Below are 23,363 nucleotides of genomic sequence, written 5' to 3'. Positions count from 1 at the left end.
GTTAGGCGCGCTGTATGCGAAGCCGTTCTATCGGTTCTGGAACGTGGACCACGTTTTTGAGCCAGACCAGAACGATGGGGATTTCGCCGTCGCGCTGATCGAGGCTACCATGGCCGCGGCGCAGTCCTCGAGCGGCCCGATCTGGTCCAGCGCTTTGGCAAAATGGCGACCTGTCGATTGGTCGATGCGGCCAGCAAACCGAAAAGCAATTTGATCGAGACCGAGTGCTTGCGACAGCTTCGCCACGACTAACCGCCTCCCGACTGAAGAACATCGGCGCCTTTTTGAGCATTGCGCCTCGTGGTGAAACATGCGTTCTTTTTTAGAACTCGTCAATCGCTATTTTGTTGTCACAGTCGGATCAAGAAATGGCACGTTCGCTGTCCTATGCAGAGACTATCGAGAACCCCGTTTACAACGCGGCTTCCAGGCGATACCGATAGCGTATCAAATAAGAACTTATAGGAGAAGCGAGCATGGGAGAGAGTCGCGGAGTCGCGATGCTGGTCGGCGCAGGCGATGCCATCGGCGCTGCCGTTGCGCGGCGGTTTGCCAGCGGCGGCTACACCGTTTGCATCTGCAGGCGCGATGCAGCCAAGTCCCAGGCGCTTGTCGATGAACTCAGGGGGAAAGGCCACAGCATTCACGCCTTCAGCGTCGATGCCCGCCAGGAAGCGGAAGTGCAGAAGCTGTTCGCGGACGTCGAACGCGATATCGGCCCGATCGAGATCTGCCTGTTCAATGCCGGTTCGAACGTCAACAAGCCCCTGCTGGAGACTACCGAAAAGCTATTCTTCAAGGCCTGGGAGTTGGCCTGCTACGCCGGCTTCCTGGTGGGGCGCGAAGCTGCGCGCGTCATGCTGTCCCGCGGACGCGGCACCATCTTTTTCACCGGTGCGACCGCAAGCATCCGCGGCAGCAAGGGGTTTGCTGCGTTTGCATCGGCCAAATTCGGTCTCCGCGCGCTGGCCCAGGCCATGGCGCGCGAGCTCGGGCCTGAGAATATTCACGTCGTCCATCTCATCATCGACGCCGGTGTCGATAGCGAAGCCATCCATCAGCGCATGAAGGCGGCCAGGGGGATCGAGGCCAGCGAGATCCCGCCTGACAGCCTGACCAAGACCTCCTCAATTGCGGAAGCGTATTGGTTTGCCCATCAGCAAAGCCGCGATGGCTGGACCCATGAACTCGATCTTCGTCCCGCTGTAGAGAAATGGTGACATGAGCGACAATCCAGACCTCATTTTGTGGGGCGTCGGGACAAGCCGCACCGTTAGGCCGCACTGGGCGATGCACGAGCTCGCTCTGGCTTATACGATCAAACCGATCGGCCCACGGACCGGCGAGACCAAGACCGCCGAATATACCAAGCTCAATGCGCGCCAGAAGATTCCGCTGCTGCAGGACGGCGACTTCCGCATTGGCGAGAGCGCCGCGATCGTCGCTTACCTGTCGCGCGTGTACTCTACGCCCGAGCGTGCATTGATCCCTGAATCCACCCGCGACTATGCAGCGTGGCTGGAATGGTGCTTCTTCATCGTCACCGAGCTCGACTCGACCAGCCTGTACGTGATGCGCCGTCACAGCGCCGATGCGCTCGGCCCGATCTACGGCGTCGCGCCGGAGGTCGTAGCTCAAGCCGCCCAATACTTTCGAGCGCAGCTGCGCCATGTCGAGGTCGCGCTGGCGGACGGCCGACATTTTATCATGGGCGAGCGATTCAGCAGCGCCGATATCCTGCTGACGACGTGCCTGGACTGGGCGGTCGCCTACGGTGTCGGCATTTGCGACAATGCGCAGCCCTATCTCGACCGTATGCGAAGCCGGGAGGCTTACCAGCGCGCGGCTGCGGCGAATGCTCCGCGCGCGCCAATTACACCGACGCCTGCCAAGGCCTGAGAACCGTTCGCCGGTCGCGCGAAGCGCTTCGGTCTACATGGCCACGCGCAACGTGCGTGCAGCGACCATATCGTCGATCGCGCCGTCATCGTAGCCAAGTTCGCGCAGCACCTCGCGCGAGTGCTCCCCGACACGGGGGGCTGGTCCGCCGATGGCAGCCGGGTTGATCTCGAAGCGGGCCGCGGGCTTAGGCTGGCGCACAAGGCCGACCTTCGGCTGATCGAATTCCGCGATGATCCCGCGCGCCACCACCTGCTCATTGTGGATGATTTCGCCGCGCCGCAGGATCGGCGCGCAAGGGACATCCGCGGCATCCAGACGCTCCAGCCATTCGGCGGTCGTGTGCTGGCCGATATACTCTGCCATCTTGTTGATACGCGCCGTGGCGTTGACCGAACGCGCCGACGGGGTCGCGAACCTGGGATCGTTGGCAAGCTCGGGATCGCCGGACGCGCGGCAGAAGCCCTGCCATTCGGAATCGGAGATGGTGCCGGCCGTGATGTAGCCGTCGCTGGTCTTGAACACGAGATCGGGCCGGTCATTCGGATCGGCAGCCACGGCCTCGGCTCCGACCACCGTGTACTGCATCATGCCTTCCGGCCAGAGGTAGGAAATCATCGCGTCCAGCATTGCGACCTGGATATGATCCCCCTGTCCGGTCTTCTCACGCGCGTAGAGCGCGGCCGCCACCGCCTGCGCGGTGAACACGGCGGTGGTCTTGTCGCACACGATGGTGCGGATCATCTGCGGGCGATTGGTGACCGGCTGCGACTGGATATCGGCAAAGCCCGACAGGCCCTGAATGATTGGATCGTAGACGCGCTTCTTCACATAGGGTCCGGTCTCGCCGACGCCGCTGATCGAGACGTAGATCAGGCGCGGATGACGCCGGCGCAGCTCTTCGACGCCGAGGCCGAGGCGCTCCATGGTGCCGGGCCGGAAGTTCTGCACCAGGACATCGGCCTGCGCGACCAGTTTGGCCAGCACCTCACGCCCGGCCGTGCTCTTGACGTCGATCGAGAGCGAACGCTTGCCGCGGTTTGACGAAATGAACAGCGCGGAGAACTCGCCGTCCTTGTCGATGGTGGCCCGGCTGCGACGGGTGATATCGCCACCGATCGGCTCGATCTTGAGCACGTCGGCACCCTGATCCGCCAGAAACATCGTCGCAAACGGGCCCGACACCACGCCGGTCAGATCGAGGACACGAACGCCGCCAAGCGGACCAGCCATTGCACTCTCCCTGGATTTTTTTCTGCCAACCGGCTGAAGGTAAACTCTTGCTTAGTGTCAGCCCTTCGCCTCAACACGCACGGACCGCAAGTTGGTAACTAGCCGGTCTTGGAAACGGGCTGCCGGGTCTGTTCGACGATCGATTCCTCGACGTCCCGGAGCTGATCCTTGCCAAAAAACATCTCCTTGCCGACGAAGAATGTCGGCGAGCCGAAGGCACCGCGGGCGACGGCGTCACTGGTCAAGTCGATCAGCCTCTTCTTGACGTCATCCTGCTGCGCGCGCGCAACCAGCCTGTCGATGTCGATCCCCGAGGAGGCAAATGCGGCCCGGAACACTTCGGGATCGTCCATCTTCTTGGGCTTCTCCCACATGTGATGATAGGCGGCGCGGAAATAGGGTTCGAACACGCCTTCGAACTGGGCCGCGACGGCGCCGCGCATCAACATCAAAGTGTTGACTGGAAAGAAGGAGTTCTGGCGAAATTGTGTGATGTTGTGGCGCCGGATGAACCGCTGGGTCTCGAGCGCCTGGTATTCCGGCTTGTTCTTGATCCCGCGAAGCGAGTCGAACGGGGACATGTTGCCGGTCGCCTTGTAGATCCCGCCGAGCAGGACCGGGACGTACTCGAATTTTACGCCGGTCCGCCGCTCGATCCCGGGGAGGGCAACCTCCGCCAAATACGCGTTCGGGCTGCCGAAATCGAACTGGAATTCAACCTTGAGGGTCATGACCGCTTTCTCCCGCAGAGCGTATTGGATGGTCAGGGACCAGCGATCCAATCGCATGGCTTGCTTGTTCTCACTTCTATAGTTCTAAAATCGAACTGTCAAATTTGGCGGGAGTTGTGCTGGTTTGACCGGTTCATCGGGTATTGTTTGGAATTCAGTACCTATCTAGAATGCTAGGGAGATGCGGCGGCCCTGGCGGCGAATCGAGCGGGTCTCGCCGGGATGACTGGAGAATACGGATGAAGTGGAAAGAACTGGAGGAAGAGCCGTGTTCGATGGCCCGAACCATCGGCGTGATCGGCGACCGCTGGACTCTTCTGATCCTGCGCGAATGCTTTCTGCGCACACGGCGCTTCGAAGGATTCCAGTCGGCGCTTGGAATTACCCGCCATCTCCTCGCCGAACGGCTGAAGAAGCTGGTTCGGCTGGGCATTCTGCGCCGCATTCCCTACCAGGAAGCGCCCAAGCGACACGAATATATCCTGACCCAGAAGGGCCTCGATCTCTATCCGATCATGATGGCGCTCGTGCATTGGGGCGATACTCACATGGTCGACGAGCGCGGCCGGCCGCTGTTGCACCAGCACCGCAAGTGCGGCAAGGACTTCGACCCGGTCATGGTGTGCTCTGAATGCGGCGAGCCGCTCCTGGCCAGGGAGGTTCATACCCATCCAGGGCCAGGCGCCCAAGGCCCGCGGACGATGGAGGCACCTGGCAAGACGAAGGCAAAGGCCCGCCGCAGCGCGGCTTGAGCCGGCCACCGGCGTCAGGCATTGAACGCATCCTCAGACTCGAATCACAGTTGCGTCAGGTTCGTTGCAGTGAAGACGGTCCGTTTGTTCAGCCCGGTGCTTGAGCACAGCACGTTGATTGACATAGGCCTTGTCGGTGATTTCTCCCGCGGCCAATGAGGGCGGATCCTTCAGCAGGGTGAACGAGCAGATTTTTTCGCTGCTTCCGACAGCCTCATTATATTCCTGCAAACGATGTCTCAGGAATTCGATTACCTTGGGGTCGCAAGTCAAATCCGCAGCCGGCGCGTTCGAAATCCGAGCCGCCTCGGTCGGATTCAGCCAGCACAGCAGCGCGCAGGCTTCACGGTTTTCTCCCGCAACGACGATGTCCAGCAGTACGCCGCGCGTTGCGGCCAGAATGGCGGCACGCATCGCTCCGATCGCAACCCAGGTGCCGTTCGCAAGCTTGAAGTTCTCGGAAATTCTGCCCGTGAAACGCAGACCGAGCTCCGGCTTCTCGGGATCGATAAACGACACGGTGTCGCCGATGCGATAGAACCCCTCCTCGTCGAAGGCCTTCTCAGTGAGATCGGCCCTGCCGAGATAACCGGGGGTAACGTTGGGGCCTTTCACCCTGGCCTCGTACGTGTCGGAAACAGGGATCAGTTTCAGCTGCACACCCGGCGCCGGAAGACCAATCTCGCCCGGCCGATCCGTTGCCCAATGCGTCGTGCTGATTGTCGGCGCCGTTTCAGTCGTCCCATAGCCCGACATCACCGGAATCCGCCGGCCTGTGATCGATGATGTCAGCCGGTAAAGTTTTTCGAGCGTGCCTTGCGAAATTGCAGCCCCGGCGTAGCTCAATCGATCCAGCCGCTTGAAGATGCTCGCGCCGAGGGCGGCATCGTTCTCGATGGCATCACACAACAGGTTATAGCCGGCGGGCACATTGAACATCGCCGTCGGAGAGATCTCCTTGAGGTTCGCCACCGACTTGTGAAAGAGCTGAGGCAGCGGGCGGCCGTCATCGATGTAGAGCGTCCCGCCGTTCTTGAGAATGCCGTGAAGAATGACGTTGCTGCCCATCGTATGGTGCCACGGCAGCCACTCGACCTGGACCGGCGCCTCCGGAGGCGACACCAGCAGGCTTCCCATTTGCAGGGAGCTCGCCATCATGCGGTGCGTGTTCAGCACACCCTTTGGCAATCCGGTCGAACCGGACGTGAAGAGAATTTTCGCAACGGCGTCAGTAGAGATCGCACTCGACGCTTGCGCAAATCCTGTCCACTCCGTTCGATCCGTCAGGACGCGGAAGGGGATCGTATCCGGCGCGCCATCGACGCTGATCCAGGTAGAGTCTGCCAGTTCGGGAACGGAACGGGCGGCGGAAAAGTCGCGTCCACTCTGAACGAAAACGAAGTTCGGACGCAGCACCTGCGCGATGTCCTTGAGGCGCGCAAGGCCGCCGGGCATCAGCGTGTAGTTCGGCGATATCGGCGCCAGAATGACGCCTATCGACATCGCAGCAAAGGAGATCACCGCGTTCTCGATGGAGTTGCCCGAAAGCACGGCCAGCCTGTCAGCCGGCTTTGCGCCCATGTCGATCAGACTCTGGCCGACCGCCTGCACCTGCGACCATGCTTCGCCATAGGTGATCTCGTCCCATCCCCCTTTGGCATTGCGCTGTGCGAGGAATATTCGCTGCGGAGCCGCGGCTGCCCAGCGCGGCAGAAAATCGGTGACGCGCCAGTCGCATGGCCCCAATTCGAGCGGCGACCTCAATATGAGCGTGCCGTCGATCCGGCGCTCGACGGAGAGCTCCCTTGGCGCAAACGTCAATGGCTTCGTCGACATCGAAAACGATCTCCTGAATTACCGCGGATGGATAGAACGGGCTGCGCCAGAGTCACTCGGACCTGGCGTCCAGGACTTCTCCGAAGGCTTGCCACGTTGTGCCGGTCCAGCGCTGCAGCCGCATCTGCGTCCAGATCATGTTCTCGGTCTCGCTGGTGTTGACCTTGATCCCGGGCAGCACGGTCGGAACGACGACGTCTTTCAGGTTCTTCGCCTGCCCCAGAATATTCTTCCGCGACAGATCATCACCGCATTGCTTGAGGATTTGCTCGAGCAGGACGCCTTGCTGATAACCGGTCAGATAGCTGCCGTTGGTAATATCGGCGCCCTGCAGATACTTGTCGAAAAATGCCCGGTAAGCCCGCATGCCCGGATCGTCCTTCCATGTCTCGTCCAGGACATCCTTGTTGGTCGTGCCGACCATCACGCCGACCGATTTGTCGAGCCCGGCCGGTGCAAGCGTGCCTCCGACGGATCCGGACGGGAAATTGATGATCACGGTCGCTTTCCAGCCGATCACTGAAGCCTGCCGGATGGCCTGTGCCGCGAACTTCGGCGTCCCGGCGATCACCAGGGCCTCGGCTCCCGAGCTCTTCAGATTGGTAATCTGCGAATCAATCGTCGGTTCGGTGACCTCGTAGGACGCACTGACGACCTTGCGATCGAAATCCTTGCCGAGAAACGCCTTGAAGGCAGCGACATAATCTTTGCCGAGATCGTCGTTCTGATAGAGGATGGCATACTTGGCGTTCGGCAGCGTCTTCGTCAGGTATTTGGCGTAGATTCTTCCCTCCGTGTCGTAGCTGACAAGGCCCGTGGTGAGCAGGGGGTAATTGGCGACGTCCGTGAACTTGGATGAGCCACTGACGATCGCGACACTCGGTACCCCCTTGGCCCTCAGGTATTTTGCAGTGGCCGAGATGCCGGGCGTGCCGAGCTGGCCGAACATGAACGACACTTCGTCGCTCTCAACGAGCTTGCGGACGTGCTCCACCGCCTTGGGAGGACTATATCCGTCGTCATAGGCGATGTAGTTGATCTTGCGTCCGTTGACGCCGCCACGGTCGTTCAAGGCCTGGATGTAGGCCATGAGCCCCTTGCCCACGAGACCGATCGATGATGCCGGTCCGCTGAAGGGGAAAACTCCGCCGATCTTGATCTCGGTGGCAGTGATTCCCGGCTCGTCGGCGCCGAATGCGGGGCCGCTCAGGAATAGAGCCAGAGCCGCGACGATCTTCCATCTCACCAGCATTGCGTCCTCCCAAACTTGCACCCCTTTTCGAGCGTGCGGCTTTGTTTTGTTGCGCCGGTGGCGGCTCGTCGCGCCCTTTGCGAAGAGGCATCGCGCAGAACGGGTCCAGCCGTAAATCCGGCACGTCGCGGCCGTTGCGTTCGGCCATCTCGTGCGCAGCCTACAGTTCTTTTTTTGAACTCGTCAAGCGATTAGATGCTCACGTGCCGTGACTTTGACGACAGGCCGCGCTCTCGTACTTGGAAATAATTCGGTCTAAATCCCGCGTGAAATGGTGCGTTTTCGACTATTCTAGGACAGGATCGCTGGCGTATTTCCACGCCGCTGTACACATTCTTTTTTTGAACTATAAGGCCGGCGCGAGGCCTCGCAGTGCCTGGCTTATCTAACCAGACACCCACGGCGCAGCAGGGATAGATCTCGCCGAGCCCTACTCGGCGGCGATTGCTGTTCGCAATTCTGCATCCTTCGCCGAACGCTCGTAGAGCTCGTCCGGGGCCGGCTTGATGCGAAACCAGGCCACATAAAGCGCAGGAAGGAACAGCAGGATCAGGACCGTGCCGACTGCCGTGCCGCCAATCAGCGTGTAGGCCATCGATCCCCTGAACACGGAATGCGTCAGAGGAATGAAGGCCAGCACGGCGGCAAGTGCGGTCAGGATCACCGGCCTGGTGCGTTGCACGGTGGCTTCGATGACGGTTTGATAGTCATCGAGGCCGGCAGAACGATTCTCCTTGATCTGTTCGGTAAGGATCAGGGTGTTACGCATCAGGATGCCTGCCAGTCCGATCAGGCCAAGAATGGCGTTGAACCCGAACGCAGGATGATGAAGAACAGGGTGACGGCCCGTTCGCGAACGGCGATCGCGGAAAGATTGAGGTTCATCTGCTAACTTATAATTGGCTGGGCGGCAGCTTCCTTGAGGCCAGCTGCCGCTTGCGCGGCAAGCCCGCGCGCGGCTTCCTGTGAATCTTGAAATTCCTCGAGTGCATGGACTCTGCCCCACCGCAGGGTGAACACGTGGAGACCGCGGTTGACGTACGAGCCGTCGCCGTCGAGCAGCGTTGCGGTGCCGTCCCACTCGACAAACACGGTGGTGTTCCAGGGCCAGCCCTTCACCCAGACGTTGTTGACCTTGATCTGGAGCGTGGGCAGGACGCGTCCGAGCCGCTCGAACCAGCGGCGCAGGGCCGCTTTGTCGTGGCGCTCCCCGCCCAACGCGTGATTGCCGGAAACACGGTGATGGATGTGCGGCGCCACCGCCTTCACCGCTTCATCCCAGCGATGGTTGTTGACATGGTCGAAGGTCTTTCGGATCTCCTGCTCGACGATGTAGCTGTACATGTGCTTCTCCAGCGGCTGGCGCGGAACGATTGAGACTCTTCAGTTGCTCCGGCTTTCAGCGGCGGTCCTGACACGAGCGCCCTCCTGCAGGAGGTGAGCGCCGAGCGAAACAATCGCATCACCAGAATTCAAGCCGGAGATCACGGCGGTTTCGTCGGTCACCCGAACAAGCTTGATCGGCCGAAAGCGTACGGTTGAGGGGCGCGGTCGAGGATCCAAACTCCGGTCTTGCGGCCATCGTCGAGCACTGCTCCGAGCGCTACCTGAACTTGCGGCTCGCTCGTCTGGCTCGGCAGCCGAATGGTCACCGTCGCGCCAAGTGGTGCGGCCGCGGCTTCACCGTCCAGGACATATCGGGCTTCATAGGTTCGGGTCTGGGCATCGGCGGCGTCGGACAATTGCCGCAAACGCGCCGTATAGCGCCGCCCTTCGGCTGCTCCGTACACGCTGGCCTCGGCCACGGAGTCGATTGCCGGCCGGATCGTTTCAGGAAGCGCGACCACCGCCTCGCGAGGACCGGCCTTGGCAATCCAAACAACCGTCTGGCCGGCCGAGACGACCTGCCCGGGCTCGCCAAGCGTTTCGACCACCGTTCCGTCCGCGTCCGCGACCAGGATCGAGTACGTCGCCTCGTTCTCGGCAACCCGTGCATCGGCTTCAGCCGCGGCCTTGGCTTGCTCGTAGCGCTGTCGGGAAGCCCAGCCGTTGCTCACCAACTTGGCGTATCGCTGTTCGTCCGCTTCGGTCTGCACGACGGACGCGCGCGCGGCGGCAACGGCGTTGCGCTTCGCCGTGACCGCAAGACGAAGGTCGGTTTCGTCGATCCGCATCAGCGGCTGACCGGCTTTGACCTGCTCACCGGTATTCACAAGCCGCTCCACGATCTTGCCGGGAACGCGAAAACCGAGGCTGCTCTGCACCCGCGCCCCGATGATGCCGGTGAAGCCACGCTCCGATCCGGTCACCCGCGCCGCGGCCGTGATCCTGACGATCGGGACTTCCTGTCTCGGATCGCTCACGGCCGAGGCTGCCGGCGCGCGAAGCGCAACGAATGCGGCCACCGCGCATCCCGCGATCAGGACGCTGCCCAGCACGATCATGGGTCGTTTTTTCATAACGCCGCCTCATGCCAGATAGATTGCATTCGAGCTCTATATCGAATAATAGATGTCGAACGCAATCTAAATGTGGAGACCAATGATGCGAGTGAGTCGCATTCAGGCTGAGGAAAACCGGCAAAACGTCATCAATGTCGCAAGCCGCCTGTTTCGGTCGCGGGGATTTGACGGCATCGGCCTCAAGGACCTGATGGAAGCTGCCGGGCTGACCCAAGGCGCATTCTACAAGCAGTTTGAGTCAAAGGAGGACCTGGCCGCACAGGCGTCGGCGCGCGCGCTGGAGAGCGCCACGCTTCGATGGTCGACCGCCATCGCCGCGAACCCTGAGGATCCCCTTGGGGCGATGATGGGGTTCTATCTCAGCACGGGCCATCGCGACGAAAAGATGGACGGTTGCCCGATCGTGGCGCTCGGCTCGGATGTGGCCAGACAGAGCAGCGAGGTGAAAGCGTCGTTCGAAGGCGGGATCAAAGCGCATATCGAAATCCTCAGCCGCCTGATTGCCGAAGCGAGCGACGAGGAATCCAGGAGCAAAGCCATGGCCATTCTTTCGACGATGGTCGGAGCGTTGACACTCTCACGCGTCGTCAACGATCCCGATCTCGCTCAGGCCTTTCTGGAAACGGCGTCGCGACAGATTCGCGACACTGTCGCCGCTTGAAGATCGGTGCTTGATAACTCACGGGGAGAACGCAAATGCGCAAGGCAGGGATACACAATTTTCCGGCAATCGATCGTGTCGTTTACGGCAAAGCTGCGTCTGAGGCCTTGAACGATGAAGCGGTGCGACTGGATGCCAAGCGCGTCTTCCTGATCGTCAGCCGCACCTTGGGCACCAAGACCGACGAGATCGAGAAGATCCGGCGCGCGCTCGGCGGAAGACATGTCGCGAGCTTCGATGGAATCGCAGAGCACACTACGCGCAAGCAAGCTGCCGAGGTTGCACGTCAAGCCAAAGACGCCGGAGCCGACCTGGTCGTCGCGGTTGGCGGGGGCTCGGCAATCGACCTCGCCAAGATCGTCATCATGGCGATGGAACATGATATCCGCGACGAAGCGGGTTTCGATCAATTCCCCATGGGCCCGGGCGTCACCGTCTCTCCGTTCCGATCGCCAAAGGTCCGACAGATCGCGGTGCCATCCACGCTGAATGGCGGCGAATACAATGCAGCCGCGCTCGTCACCGATGAACGCAACAGGCTGAAGCAGATTTTCTTTCATCCCCGGATGATGCCGGTGGCTATCATTCTCGACCCCGCGCTCACCGTTCATACGCCTTCCAAGCTCTGGATGGGGTCGGGAACGCGGTCGATGGACCACGGCATCGAAGCCTTGTGCTCACCCGCTGGCACGCCGCTCGCCGACGAGGTCGTCCTGGCCGGCATTCGCACCCTGCGTGAGGGAATGCTGCGAACCTTGCAGCAACCTGATGATCTGGAGGCGCGCCGACTGTCTCAATACGGCGCGTGGCTCGCCGCTTTCGGCCTCCAGGCGCGGGTGCCGATGGGAGCCAGTCACGGCATCGGCCATGTGCTTGGCGGTACCTTCGGTGTTCCGCACTACTATTGCACACCAGTCATCATGCCGAGCCTGCTTCGGTACAACAAGCCGTTCACCGAGGATGCGCAACAGCGCCTGGCGACGGCCCTTGGCGAGCCGGGCATGGAAGCCGCCGCCGCCTTCGCGCAATTCACCAAGAAACTTGGATTGCCCGGCCGTCTTGCCGACGTCGGGATCGGCGAAGACAAATTTGATCAGATCAGCAAGATCGCGATCAATCATCGCTTCGTCCAAGCCAATCCGCGGCCATTCAAGAGCGAAGCCGAGATCGTCGATCTGTTGCGAATGGCCGCCTAGCCGAATTCGCACAGGAAAATCCAGCCGCGACCATCAGCTCCGTTTGCCGAACTGTGGTCCGTAGGAAAGCGACTCGAACCCGACCCGAACAATCTCGTTTTCGTTCTGCAGCAAGCGATATCCTGCGGCGACGGGCAGAACGGATCGTCCGTTTTGCCCGCTCCAGTATCCTATACTACGATGAGCACGTCATCGATCTGTCCATTGGATCCGCGTGCCGAGTCGAATGGGTGACGGTATGGAAACAAGGGAAAGCCAACGGCAAGCTGGCCGCGTCCGCCCACACAAAGAACCTCGCACAAAGCGCACTTTGTTCTGGGCGTTGAAATGAAAAGAACCCGCATCAGCAGGATCTTGAATGGTGGGCGCACCAGGGCTCGAACCTGGGACCCGCTGATTAAGAGTCAGCTGCTCTACCAACTGAGCTATGCGCCCGAAAGGCGGTCAATGCCTTGCGAGGCCGGTCGTTTAGCAAAGCGATCCGGGTCTGGCAAGCGATGGTACGTAAGTTTTCCAAGGGTATGCCCACATCCCCCAAAAAAGCGAAAAGCCGCTGGATTCCAGCGGCTTCGCCAAGGTTGATCGCGGCAACCCTTGCAGCTCAGAGCCGGCCCTCGCGGTCCCGGTCCGGGCCGCCGTCGCGGTCGAAACGGTCACGGTGGAAGTGGTCCATACCGCGCTCCATCATGCGGTCCATGCCACGCTCCATGAAGTGGCGGCGCGGGCCGTCTTCGCCGCCGCCGAACGGGCCGCGGTGGCGGGTCAGCACGGCGAGGCGCCGCTTCTGGCCCTCGTCCAGGGTCTTGTAGAGCGGATCGGCGGCATCGGCGATCTTCTTCAGGGCCGCCGACGTCGCCCCCATGTCCTCGGCGCGCTGGCGCAGGCGGGCGACCGGATCCTCCGGCCTGTCGGCATCCTTGTTGGCGTCCTTATTCGCGTCCTTGCCGGCATCGCCGGGACCGGCATTCATCCGCGCATTGGCGCGATCGATGCGCAGCTTGGCGAAGTCGCGCACGGCGGCCTCGACCGGCGGCCACAGCTTTTCCTGGTCGGCGTTGAGCTTCAGCCCGGCATGGACGGCGGCGATCCGCGCGTCGATCATGGCGGCGCGGTCTTCCGGGTTCATGCGGATGTGGCGCATGTGCTCGTGCATCCACGGGCGATGATAATGGGCATAGACCGCGCCCGAGCCGGCGATGCTGAGCACGGCGATGGCGGCGATGGTGAACTTCCTCATGCGAACTCTCCTCTGGAAGGATGTCGTGAGGATGGGCGCAGCGCGGCTTACGCGCAACTTACAACTTGGACAGGGAGCGGGTTCTTTCGAAGATGTAACGCTCCTGAACCTTTATTCAGTCGTAATCGGAAATCATTCGCAACAAAAAGGGGCTTCCGCGCCCGGCACGGAAGCCCCCATTCATCATCCGTTCAAATCAGTTCGTCGTGCTCTTCGCTTCCTTCTGGAATTCGTCGATCAACGGTTGCCCGATACGGCTTGCCGCGTCCTTGTAGACCGGCTCCATGGCCTTGCGCATCGCCTCATCCTGCTCCGGAGTGAGCTTGATGATCTCGCTCTTGCCGCTCTTCCTGATCTCGGCGAGCGCGTCCTCATTTTCTTTCTGCGACTGCGTATTGTTGAAGTCGGTCGCTTCCTTCATCGCTTTGGTCAGCTGGTCGCGAAGGTCGGCCGGCAGATCGTCCCAGAACTTCTTGTTCACGATCACGACGTAGCCGATATAGCCGTGGTTGGTCTCGGTGATGTACTTCTGCACCTCATGCATCTTCTGGGTATAGATGTTCGACCAGGTGTTCTCCTGCCCGTCGACCACGCCGGTCTGCAGCGCCTGGTAGACTTCCGAAAACGCCATCACCTGCGGCAGCGAGCTGAGCGCCTTGAATTGCGCCTGGAGCACGCGCGAGGACTGGATGCGGAACTTGACGCCCTGATAGTCGGCCGGCGCGACCAGCTTCTTGTTGGCGCTCATCTCCTTGAAGCCGTTGTCCCAATAGGCAAGGCCGGTGATACCCTTCGGTTCGAGCAGCTTGAGCAGCCTGGCGCCGAGCGGACCTTCGGTCACCTTCCGCAGCGTCTTCAGATCAGGGAGGATGTAGGGGAGATCGAATACCTCGAACTCGCGGATGCCGAGCGGGCCGAACTTGGAGTTGGACGGCGCCAGCATCTGCACGCTGCCGAGCTGGAGCGCCTCGAGCTCTTCCTTGTCCTTGTAGAGCGTCGAGTTCGGATAGATCTCGACCTTGACCTTGCCGCCGGTGTACTTCTCGGCGAGCTCCTTGAATTTCTCCGACGCCTTGCCCTTCGGCGTGTCGGTGGCCACAACGTGGCTGAACTTGATGATGATGGGCGCTTGGGCCGATGCCGGCCCGGTCAAGCCAAGAGCCAGGACCGCGATGGACGCAGCGATCGCGAAGGTGCGCATAATCTCTCCCTGTTGTTATTTGGGCCACCCGGCGCACGGGTGGCCTATGCCGTTAGCATCAATACAGGTCGACATCACAAGCTGCTATTGGCCGTTAGCAGGGCAGCCATTCATGGTGAACGCCGCAATCACCGCCTCTCCCGCTTCCGGAAGAGGCGGTGGTAGCAACCTCAGCTCGCGGCGGCGGTCGTCACGGTGTCGCGCTGGCGCTTCATGACGATTTTGTTGAGCGCGCCGAGATAGGCCTTTGCCGAGGCCACCAGCGTATCCGGATCCGCCGCGCGCGCGGTCATCGCACGTCCCTCATGCGACAGCCGCACCGAGACTTCGGCCTGCGCATCGGTGCCCTGAGTCACTGCGTGGACCTGGTACAGCTCGAGCTTGGCTTCGTGCGGCACCAGGCGCTTGATGCAGTTGAAAACCGCGTCGACCGGACCGTTGCCCTCGGCCTCCTCGATCTTGATCTGGCCGTCGACATCGAGCTTCATGGTCGCGCGCTGCGGGCCATGGGTGCCGGCGATCACGGTCAGCGAGGTCAGCTTGATGCGGTCGTGCGAAGCCGCCATCTCCTCGTCGACCAGCGCCTCGATGTCCTCGTCGTAGATGTCCTTCTTGCGGTCGGCCAGCGCCTTCATCCGCGTGAACGCATCTTCCAGCTGGTTCGGGCCGAGCTTGTAGCCCATCTCCTCCAGCTTGTGCACGAAGGCATGGCGGCCGGAATGCTTGCCCAGCACCAGCGAGGACTGCTTCAGGCCGACCATCTCGGGCCGCATGATCTCGTAGGTGGAAGCGTCCTTCAGCACGCCGTCCTGATGGATGCCGCTCTCATGCGCGAACGCGTTGCGGCCGACGATGGCCTTGTTGTACTGCACCGGGAACGAGGTCGCCGCCGACACCACCTTCGAGGCGCGGGTCAGCTGCGTGGTGTCGATCTTGTTCCAGTAGGGGAATTTGTCGTTGCGCACGTTGATCGCCATCACGATCTCTTCCAGCGCGGCGTTGCCGGCACGCTCGCCGATGCCGTTGATGGTGCACTCGACCTGGCGCGCGCCGCCGACGACGCCGGCCAGCGAGTTCGCCACCGCCATGCCGAGATCGTTATGGCAGTGCACGGAGAACACCGCCTTGTCCGAGTTCGGCACGCGCTCGATCAGCGTCTTCATGAAGTGGGTGTATTCGTCGGGCGTGGTGTAACCGACGGTATCAGGAATGTTCACGGTGGTGGCGCCGGCCTTGATGACGGCTTCGACGATGCGGCACAGATAGTCCATCTCGCTGCGGGTGCCGTCCTCGGCCGACCATTCGACGTCGTCGATCTGGTTGCGGGCGCGCGCGACCATGGCAACCGAGGTCTCGAGCACCTGCTCCGGGGTCTTGTTCAGCTTCACCCGCATATGCAGCGGCGACGTCGCGATCACGGTGTGGACGCGGCCACGCTTGGCGAATTTCACCGCCTCTGCACAGCGGTCGATGTCGGCCGGATGCGCGCGCGACAGGCCGGCGATGACGGCGTTCTTGGAGCGGCGGGCGATCTCGCTGACCGCCTGGAAGTCGCCTTCCGAGGTAATGGGGAAGCCGGCCTCGATGACGTCGACGCCCATATCGTCCAGCATCTCGGCGACCTCGAGCTTCTCCTCGAAGGTCATGGTGGCGCCGGGGCACTGCTCGCCGTCGCGCAGGGTGGTGTCGAAAATGATGACGCGGTCCTTATCGGACTTGTTCACGGGGGCCATTTCAAATTCCTTTTGAGCTTTTGCGCCGTCAGTCTTCTGGGCGCTTGAGGTGTCCGGTGATCTCGACCAACCCCTGAGCGCCCAGGCGCATGGCGCCCAGCCGGCCCTCAGGGGCAAGTAAGAAGAAGCCCGCCAATCAGGAGGGTGGGCAGCAGCGCGGCCGGGATCGTGGCGGCGGCCAGAGCCACCTCCCCCGAAATCCCATCAATTTGGCCGCGAATCAGCATTGCCAGACCCTTTTGAGCCCTCAAATCCTCGGTCAAAACCGTTGACGGTTGGTTGCCGGGAGGCTCGATGCGTCGTTTCTAGACGAGAAATGGCAGCAACCGCAACGCCAAAAGATGGACAGAAGGGCTGACATGATCGCAGCGCCGGATGCGTTGCAAGGACCCGGTGCCGTATGTGTGACCGACCGAACGCCGGCAAGACCGTCGAGTTACGCCGTGCGGCGAGCGCGAGCCCTGCTCTCCCAGCGGTTCAGCATCTGACCGAGCTCGCCGGTGACAACCGGCGCACCCTTGCCGGCGATCGCGATCTCGTTGGTATTGGCCGGTGCGTTGGCACTCAGCCAATCCGGCTCGCTGTACTCACGCCAGCGGCGCGCTTCGGCCCGCCTTTTGCGGGACACGTAGTCGCGGGTGAAATAGCCGGCCGGAAATGCAATCCCGAGCAGCAAAACCAGTACGACGACAGCGACCACAGTAAACTCCGACTTACGCCCCCAATGACGTTCTGCCAGCCTCGCGCAGGAGGTCAAGGCTTGACATGCTCCACAGCTTGGCAATGTCCCGAACGCAGTTCCGGTAAACTCCGTCGCGCCGGACGAATTTGTCGTTTCCGTGTTCGATGTTGCAGCGCCTTTGCCGCCCCGATATCTCGCTGAGGATGCGTACCTCCCCCTCGCAACCGTCATCGGACCGGACTAACCTCGCCCTGCTCGGCCGGATCAACCGGCTAGCCGAACATGACCGGGAGGACGCGATGATACGCCAAAAGCAGCGTGACCATGATGCTGCGCTTTCACGACGAACGCTCGTTCAGGGGCTTGCGCTCGGCGCCGCCACTTTTGCTGGCGCCGGTTCCGCGCTGGCCCAGACCGGACCTGCCGCGCCGCCGACGACGATTACCACCCCACCACGCGATTTCGGTCCCAACGGCGCGCCGACCACTTATTTCTGGGACCCCGACGTCATCGCGGTCGATCCGTCCTTCAACGATCTCGCGCAGCCCAACACGGCGATCAAGCGTCTCTATACGGGCGTGCTGTGGGCTGAAGGCCCGGCGTGGAGTGCACAGGGCCGCTATCTGCTATGGAGCGACATTCCCAACAACAGGCAGATGCGCTGGAGCGAAGACGACGGTCGCGTCAGCGTGTTCCGCTCGCCGTCCAACAATTCCAACGGCAACTCGTTCGATTTCCAGGGCCGTCAACTCTCCTGCGAACATTTGACCCGGCGGGTGACGCGTTATGAACATGACGGCACCGCGACCGTGCTTTGCGACAATTACAACGGCAAGAAGCTGAACTCGCCGAACGATGTCGTCGCGCATCCTGACGGCAGCTACTGGTTCACCGATCCGCCCTATGGCGGCCAGCTCTACGAAGGTGAGCCGGACGCCGCGGGCGGTCCGAGCAATTCCAGCGGCAAGCTCAATCCACGGATTGGACAGCCGGCCGGCTTCGCACCGGGCAGGCGCGAGCTGCCGACCAATTGCTATCGCATCGATCCTAGCGGCCGTGTCGACCTCGTCGTCACCGAGGAGCAGGTGCCAGATCCAAACGGGTTGTGCTTCTCGCCGGACTTCAAGAAGCTCTACGTCGTCTCAACCGGCAAGGGACCCGGCGACACCGGGCCCGGCGGCAAGGGCGAGATTTTCGTGTTCGACGTCGGCGGCGACAACAAGCTCACCAACCAGAAGCGGTTCAGCGAGTGCGTGATCGACGGTGTGAAGTGCGGGCCGGACGGTGTGCGCTGTGACGTCAACGGCAATGTCTGGGCCTCCAGCAATGCGGGCCGTGCCGTCGGCTATAGCGGCGTGACGACGTGGTCGCCGGACGGCAAGCTCCTCGGCCGCATCCGGCTGCCCGAAGTGTGCGGCAACATCTGCTTCGGCGGCCCCAAGCGCAACCGCCTGTTCATGGCCGCGAGCCAGTCGCTCTATGCGGTGTACACGGCCACGCAAGGCGCAGGCCCGGGCTAAGCCCGCGCGAGAGACCACAAGCCCGGGCGTCGGCATGGACCGCCGGCGCCCTCGGTTCCCTGATCGCAATCAAGCTACGCCGCGGGCAAATCTCCGCCATCAATCCAACGAAGATTGTATGGCGCGGCAGGGCCGCAGCGCGGTGCGAAGGCATGATGCCCTTCGTTCCCGCGCCCGACTTGAACGGGGAGTTGCGCGATGCGCCGTATGCCAAACGACACCATCATCGTCAGCGTTGGGTCCCAGCAATTCGTGACCGAGTTCGGGGACCCGGGCCTGCCGAACGACGGCCGCGGCGGCAGCGACAAGATGATCGCGACCGTCGACGGGGGCAACGCGGTCCTGATATTCGTTGGCGACGACCAGACCCTGCAAGAATATTCTCACGGCGGAAACGACCATCTCGCTGCGACCGTCACAGGCTTCGGCGATTACGTGTTCGTCGACGGCGACGCGCAGGCGATGTCCGGCCACGCCCGTGGCGGCAACGATGTGCTTCATGTCGATGCATCGACATCGATCTACGCGACCCTCGGTGTTTTTGGCGATGCCGAAACCGCCATGTCAGCCGACACGAGCGGCGGCAATGACGTCGTCATTGCATCGATGGGAAACAGATCGTCCGGCGCGTTCAGCGGAGACTCCGGCAGTTCCATGAGCGATCATGCACATGGCGGCAACGATATCCTCAGCGTGACCCAGGTCGGCAGTTACGGCGGCGCTTCGATATCGGGCGACGCCCTGGTGTCCATGAGCGGCGATGCGCGCGGCGGCAACGACATCCTCAGCTACACCGTCGGCGCCGCCGCCCAATCCGGCGGCGCGTCTCTGGTTGGAGACGCCGGCTACATGAGCGACGATAGCCGCGGCGGCAACGATATCCTGATCGCGGCTGTCAACGGCAACCCGGACTCCACGTCCATCGTGCTCGTCGGAGATGCCTCGAACATGTCAGGCAACGCGCATGGCGGAGATGATATTCTTCTCGGCAGCAGCCGCGACGATTTGCTGTATGGCGACGCACAGACCTACGCCCCGTTCACGGCCGGCTCGATCACGGGCGGCAAGGACATGCTGAACGGCGGTGGCGGAAATGACCAACTCTGGGGCGGACCGAACGACGACAGATTCGTCTTCGACAAGGGCTCGGGCCTGGACGTGATCAACGATTTCGACCAGGGCAACAAGGCTGTCGGCAGCACGGCGCGAGAGCATGATTTGATCAATTTGCACGATTACGGCTTCGCAGACTGGGCGGCGCTGAAAAGCCTGATCAGCGATGACAGCACAGGAAACGCGGTGATCCATCTGACGGCGACCGATACGATTACGCTGGAGGGGGTCCATACCGCGGATCTCCATGCAAAGGATTTCATTGTATGAGAGAGCATTCGTGCGCGTTGTGATCTGCGGCGGCGGCGTCATCGGCGCCTGCACCGCCTGGTTTCTTCGACGTCACGGCATCGATGTCATCCTCGTGGAACGAACCGAGGTGGCGGCCGCAGCGTCAGGTAAGGCGGGCGGCTTCCTCGCGCACAACTGGTGCGAGGGCTCGCCGCTCGATGCGCTGGCACGACGGAGCTTTGCTCTCCATGCGCAACTGCCGGACGAGATCGCAGGCGATTGGGGTCATCGCCCGATGAGTGCCTATAGCGGCTCCGTTGCCGCCGACGGCCATCCACGCCGGGATACACCGTCCGCGCTTGGCTGGCTCAGCAACGGCGTCATCATCACGCAGCGCATCGGCACGACGGAGACCACCGCGATCGTTCACCCCAAGAAATTCACCTCAGCCGTGATGAACGCGGCGCTCGCGCAAGGCGCCGAACTTCGCATCGGCCACGTGACCGGTATCATGCGCGATGCGGACGGCACGACCGCGACGGGCGTCGCGGTCGACGGCCGCATCGTCGAGGCGGACGCCGTCGTGATCGCGATGGGACCATGGTCACTGCTCGCCGCGCAATGGATGAGCCTGCCCGCCGTCTACGGCCAACGCAGCCCGAGCATCGTGTACGACACCGGCACGGATGTGCCGGCCGATGCGCTGTTCCTGGAGTCTGAAGAGAATGGCAGTGCCGTGTCGATCGAGGTCTTTCCTCGCGCCGACGGCAGCACGCATATCACCGCTCTCTCCGACATCGCGCCGCTTCCGCTTGATCCGGCCGCCGTGACGCCGGACAACGACGCGATCGCGCGCCTGCAAACCATGTCCGAGCGGCTGTCGCCGCAGTTCCGCTCCGAGAGGATCATCGCGCGGCAGGCTTGCTTCCGGCCGGTGACACAGGACGGCCTGCCGCTGATCGGCAAGGTGCCGCGAAGTGAAGGTCTTTATGTTGCGACGGGGCACAATGTGTGGGGCATCCTGAATGCGCCCGCTACAGGCGAGGCCATGGCGCAACTGATCGCGGAGGGTGCGACGCGCAGCGTCGACATCTCGCCATTTGATCCGGCCCGGCTCGCGCCCCTCGATCCATCGCTGCTGCGAGCGCGCTGAGCCGACGCGACGGCATCGCATTCATCGATCGCGCTGCTGTGCGCCGCGATAGCTGCGCATGCCTACCAACGAAATCTGCATGCCTACGCGTGAAACGGGTCCGACAGCTTTCCTGCCCGCTATTTGCGCAGCGCTAGACTTTAGTCCGTGCCTCACGATCCTGGACGCGGTTTCACTTGCCGAGAATGTCTCCGCCGGTATAGTCGCGGCATAATGGCTCATAAGAGGCCTGTTAAGGGAGAGAACAAGATGAAGAAACCGCTCTCTGTTGCGTTGCGAATAGCACTCGGTACCGCCGCGGCCGCTGTGTTGATGACCTCAGGCGCGGCACTTGCGGCCGATCCGATCAAGATCGGTGTGATCGCGGAAGCGCAGGCGATTGCCGGCGCCTCCATCCCTCAGGCGGCGCAGCTCGCCGCCGACGAGATCAACGCCAATGGCGGCGTCGACGGCCGCAAGATCGAGATCGTCTCTTACGACAATCACTCGTCCTCGGCAGATTCGGTGCGCGCATTCCAGCGCGCGGTAAACGAGGACAAGGTCAATGCGGTCATCGCCAGCTACATCAGCGAAGTCGTGCTGGCACTGGAGCCCTGGGCCTCGCGGCTGAAGACGCCGTTCGTCACGCCCGGTGCCGCGTCCAACGAGATCAGCAAGAGCGTGCACGCCGACTACGAGAAGAACAAATACACCTTCCACGGCTATCTGACCTCCGCCGCGCTGGCGCTCTCGGTCTGCGACGGCGCCAAGGACCTGCTGGTCGACAAGATGCACATGAAGACCGCGGTCATCATGAGCGAGGACGCCGCCTGGACCAAGCCGCTCGACATCGGCTACGAGGAATGCCTGCCCAAGATCGGGCTGAAGGTGCTCGACCACATCCGCTTCTCGCCTGATACCACCGACTTCACACCGATCTTCAACAAGATCGAGGGCTCGAAGCCCGACGTGATCATCACCGGCATCTCGCACGTCGGCGTGCAGCCGACGGTGCAGTGGAAGAACCAGCAGGTGCCGATCCCGATGTTCGGCATCGCCTCGCAGGCCACCAACGAGACTTTTGGCAAGGACACCAATCAGGCGGCGGAAGGCGTGCTCTATCAGGGCGTCTCCGGGCCAGGCGTCGCGGTGACGCCGAAATCGGTGCCGTTCGCCGAAGCCTTCAAGAAGAAGTTCGGCAACTATCCGTCCTATGCCGGCTACACCGCCTATGACGAGGTCTACTACATCGCCGACGCCGTGAAGCGCGCGGGCTCGAGCGACGCCGACAAGCTGGTCGCCGCGCTGGAGACGACGGACTGGGAAGGCACGATCGGCCGCGTCCAGTTCTACGGCAAGGACGATCCGTTCACGCACTCGATCAAATACGGCAAGGGCCTGATCACCGGGCTGATGCTGCAATGGCAGGGCGGCAAGCAGAGCGCGGTCTGGCCCAAGGAAGTCGCCAAGGTCGACATCAAGTTCCCGAGCTTCATCAAGCTCTCGAACTAGCAGGACACGCTCCCGGGACCAGCTCCCGGGAGCTTCCACATGCGGCCCCGCAGCACGTTGCGCCAGCAACATCGTCTCTCATAAATCAGATTGCCAACCCTAGATGCGTGCTTTCCAGATTCTGATCGATGGCTTTGCCATCAGCGCTCTCTATGCTCTCGGTGCCACCGGCTTCACGCTGATCTTCGGCGTCTCCGGCGTCCTCAACCTCTCCCACGGGGCCATCATGGTGGCGGCAGCGGTGGCGGCCTGGGCCGCCGCCAGCATCCTGAATGTCGGCACCTATGCCGGCGCGCTGATCGGGGTCGGTGTCGCCCTCCTGACATCCTTTGCGACCTATTTCGCGGTAGTGAAGCCGATCCAGGACTCCCGGCGCATCCCGAATGAAGAGAAGGAGATCTTCGTCCTCACCGGCACGCTGCTGTGGGGGATCATGATCCAGGAGGTGATCGCTTATTTCTTCACCAACAACGCCAAGACCGTGCTGCCGATCGTCGAGGGCGTCGTCGAGATCCTCGGCGTACGCACGCCCAGGAACGAGATCTTTACCGCGATCGTGTGCTGCTTCGTCATCGCGCTGTTGTGGCTCCTGGTGAACCGCACCCGCACCGGCAAGGCGGTGCTGGCCGCCTCGATGAACCCACGTGGCGTCACCCTGCTCGGCCTCGAGCTCACCAACATCTACGTCGTGGTATGGGCGATCTACGGCATCCTCGCCGGCATCGCCGGCGTGCTGCTCGGGATGTTCCTCGGCGTCAGCTCCTACAGCGTCGGACCGCTGACCGCGAGCGCGTTCTCGATCGTCGTGCTCGGCGGCCTCGGCAGCGTCTCCGGCTCGCTGATCGCGGCCTTCGTGGTCGGCTATCTCGAAACGCTCACGGCCTACCTGATCTCGCCGGCCTACCGCACCATTCCGGCGCTGCTGCTGCTCGTGTTCGTGATGTACATCCGGCCCCAGGGCCTTCTGGGGAGGCGCTGAG

20 protein-coding genes, 1 tRNA gene and 2 pseudogenes are annotated in these 23,363 nt (G+C 62.1%); 10 read left to right on the top strand and 13 right to left on the bottom strand.

Annotation, left to right across the window (positions count from 1 at the left end):
- Positions 1-27: 27 nt before the first annotated feature.
- Positions 28-246 carry a hypothetical protein gene (locus N551_RS0134915; protein ID WP_027570874.1) on the bottom strand — a complete coding sequence of 73 codons (219 nt, stop codon included), beginning with the start codon at positions 244-246 and terminating at the stop codon, positions 28-30.
- 230 nt (positions 247-476) lie between these two features.
- Between N551_RS0134915 and N551_RS0134910 the strand changes: the two genes are divergently transcribed.
- Both N551_RS0134910 and N551_RS0134905 read left to right on the top strand, forming a co-directional pair.
- A complete protein-coding gene (locus N551_RS0134910) occupies positions 477-1,220 on the top strand; it encodes an SDR family NAD(P)-dependent oxidoreductase (protein WP_027570873.1) in 744 nt (247 codons plus the stop codon).
- Between the two features lies 1 nt (position 1,221).
- Complete coding sequence (locus tag N551_RS0134905) at positions 1,222-1,899, top strand: glutathione S-transferase family protein (protein WP_027570872.1); 678 nt, start codon at positions 1,222-1,224, stop codon at positions 1,897-1,899.
- Positions 1,900-1,932: 33 nt separating this feature from the next.
- Here N551_RS0134905 and N551_RS0134900 read toward each other — a convergent pair whose 3' ends face one another.
- Together N551_RS0134900 and N551_RS0134895 are read right to left on the bottom strand one after the other, a co-directional pair.
- Positions 1,933-3,132, bottom strand: a complete 1,200-nt coding sequence (locus tag N551_RS0134900) for a CaiB/BaiF CoA-transferase family protein (protein WP_027570871.1) — start codon at positions 3,130-3,132, stop codon at positions 1,933-1,935.
- Positions 3,133-3,230: 98 nt separating this feature from the next.
- Complete coding sequence (locus N551_RS0134895; RefSeq protein ID WP_027570870.1) at positions 3,231-3,863, bottom strand: 2-hydroxychromene-2-carboxylate isomerase; 633 nt, start codon at positions 3,861-3,863, stop codon at positions 3,231-3,233.
- A gap of 239 nt (positions 3,864-4,102) precedes the next feature.
- On the opposite strand from N551_RS0134895, the gene N551_RS0134890 reads away from it, so the two are divergent.
- Positions 4,103-4,615: a helix-turn-helix domain-containing protein gene (locus tag N551_RS0134890; RefSeq protein ID WP_027570869.1), complete on the top strand. Its 513-nt coding sequence runs from the start codon at positions 4,103-4,105 to the stop codon at positions 4,613-4,615.
- Between the two features lie 33 nt (positions 4,616-4,648).
- Here the strand turns inward: N551_RS0134890 and N551_RS0134885 are convergent, their stop codons facing one another.
- The 5 genes and pseudogenes from N551_RS0134885 to N551_RS36495 all read right to left on the bottom strand — a co-directional run bounded on the left by N551_RS0134885 (position 4,649) and on the right by N551_RS36495 (position 10,162).
- Positions 4,649-6,451, bottom strand: coding sequence for an AMP-binding protein (locus tag N551_RS0134885; RefSeq protein WP_027570868.1), 1,803 nt, complete (start codon positions 6,449-6,451; stop codon positions 4,649-4,651).
- Between the two features lie 52 nt (positions 6,452-6,503).
- Entirely contained in the window at positions 6,504-7,703 is a 1,200-nt protein-coding gene (locus N551_RS0134880) for an ABC transporter substrate-binding protein (RefSeq protein WP_027570867.1), read from the bottom strand.
- Between the two features lie 430 nt (positions 7,704-8,133).
- Positions 8,134-8,526: pseudogene (locus N551_RS0134875) on the bottom strand (efflux RND transporter permease subunit); the annotation flags it as partial.
- A 65-nt stretch (positions 8,527-8,591) separates the two neighbouring features.
- Positions 8,592-9,047: a nuclear transport factor 2 family protein gene (locus N551_RS0134865; protein WP_027570865.1), complete on the bottom strand. Its 456-nt coding sequence runs from the start codon at positions 9,045-9,047 to the stop codon at positions 8,592-8,594.
- 39 nt (positions 9,048-9,086) lie between these two features.
- A pseudogene (locus tag N551_RS36495) lies at positions 9,087-10,162 on the bottom strand (efflux RND transporter periplasmic adaptor subunit).
- Between the two features lie 85 nt (positions 10,163-10,247).
- On the opposite strand from N551_RS36495, the gene N551_RS0134855 reads away from it, so the two are divergent.
- Complete coding sequence (locus tag N551_RS0134855) at positions 10,248-10,826, top strand: TetR/AcrR family transcriptional regulator (protein WP_027570864.1); 579 nt, start codon at positions 10,248-10,250, stop codon at positions 10,824-10,826.
- A gap of 35 nt (positions 10,827-10,861) precedes the next feature.
- Positions 10,862-12,022 (top strand): iron-containing alcohol dehydrogenase, encoded by a 1,161-nt coding sequence (locus N551_RS0134850; protein WP_027570863.1) that lies wholly within the window; start codon positions 10,862-10,864, stop codon positions 12,020-12,022.
- Positions 12,023-12,381: 359 nt separating this feature from the next.
- Here N551_RS0134850 and N551_RS0134845 read toward each other — a convergent pair.
- The 5 genes from N551_RS0134845 to N551_RS0134820 all read right to left on the bottom strand — a co-directional run bounded on the left by N551_RS0134845 (position 12,382) and on the right by N551_RS0134820 (position 16,893).
- Positions 12,382-12,457 (bottom strand) — tRNA-Lys (locus N551_RS0134845).
- Positions 12,458-12,623: 166 nt separating this feature from the next.
- Entirely contained in the window at positions 12,624-13,259 is a 636-nt protein-coding gene (locus N551_RS0134840) for a Spy/CpxP family protein refolding chaperone (protein ID WP_027570862.1), read from the bottom strand.
- A 196-nt stretch (positions 13,260-13,455) separates the two neighbouring features.
- The gene (locus N551_RS0134835) at positions 13,456-14,460 is read right to left on the bottom strand and encodes a TRAP transporter substrate-binding protein (RefSeq protein ID WP_027570861.1); all 1,005 of its coding nucleotides are present in this window, start codon (positions 14,458-14,460) and stop codon (positions 13,456-13,458) included.
- A 170-nt stretch (positions 14,461-14,630) separates the two neighbouring features.
- On the bottom strand, positions 14,631-16,193 hold the full coding sequence (locus N551_RS0134830) for a 2-isopropylmalate synthase (RefSeq protein ID WP_027519477.1): 1,563 nt from the start codon (positions 16,191-16,193) through the stop codon (positions 14,631-14,633).
- Between the two features lie 436 nt (positions 16,194-16,629).
- A complete protein-coding gene (locus N551_RS0134820; RefSeq protein WP_027570860.1) occupies positions 16,630-16,893 on the bottom strand; it encodes a hypothetical protein in 264 nt (87 codons plus the stop codon).
- Positions 16,894-17,174: 281 nt separating this feature from the next.
- On the opposite strand from N551_RS0134820, the gene N551_RS0134810 reads away from it, so the two are divergent.
- The 5 genes from N551_RS0134810 to N551_RS0134790 all read left to right on the top strand — a co-directional run bounded on the left by N551_RS0134810 (position 17,175) and on the right by N551_RS0134790 (position 23,362).
- Positions 17,175-18,395, top strand: a complete 1,221-nt coding sequence (locus N551_RS0134810; protein WP_027570858.1) for an SMP-30/gluconolactonase/LRE family protein — start codon at positions 17,175-17,177, stop codon at positions 18,393-18,395.
- A gap of 198 nt (positions 18,396-18,593) precedes the next feature.
- A complete protein-coding gene (locus N551_RS0134805; protein WP_027570857.1) occupies positions 18,594-19,778 on the top strand; it encodes a calcium-binding protein in 1,185 nt (394 codons plus the stop codon).
- Positions 19,779-19,788: 10 nt separating this feature from the next.
- A complete protein-coding gene (locus tag N551_RS0134800) occupies positions 19,789-20,892 on the top strand; it encodes an FAD-binding oxidoreductase (RefSeq protein WP_027570856.1) in 1,104 nt (367 codons plus the stop codon).
- 249 nt (positions 20,893-21,141) lie between these two features.
- On the top strand, positions 21,142-22,383 hold the full coding sequence (locus tag N551_RS0134795; protein ID WP_027570855.1) for an ABC transporter substrate-binding protein: 1,242 nt from the start codon (positions 21,142-21,144) through the stop codon (positions 22,381-22,383).
- 103 nt (positions 22,384-22,486) lie between these two features.
- Positions 22,487-23,362: a branched-chain amino acid ABC transporter permease gene (locus N551_RS0134790; RefSeq protein WP_027570854.1), complete on the top strand. Its 876-nt coding sequence runs from the start codon at positions 22,487-22,489 to the stop codon at positions 23,360-23,362.
- The last annotated feature ends 1 nt before the right edge of the window (position 23,363 follow it).

Origin of the sequence: Bradyrhizobium sp. URHA0013 (assembly GCF_000518345.1) — a bacterium.
In the GTDB taxonomy this organism is placed as follows: Bacteria; Pseudomonadota; Alphaproteobacteria; order Rhizobiales; family Xanthobacteraceae; genus Bradyrhizobium.
The sequence above is the reverse complement of the archived record's forward strand: the minus strand, read 5'-3'. Positions and strand labels throughout refer to the sequence as shown.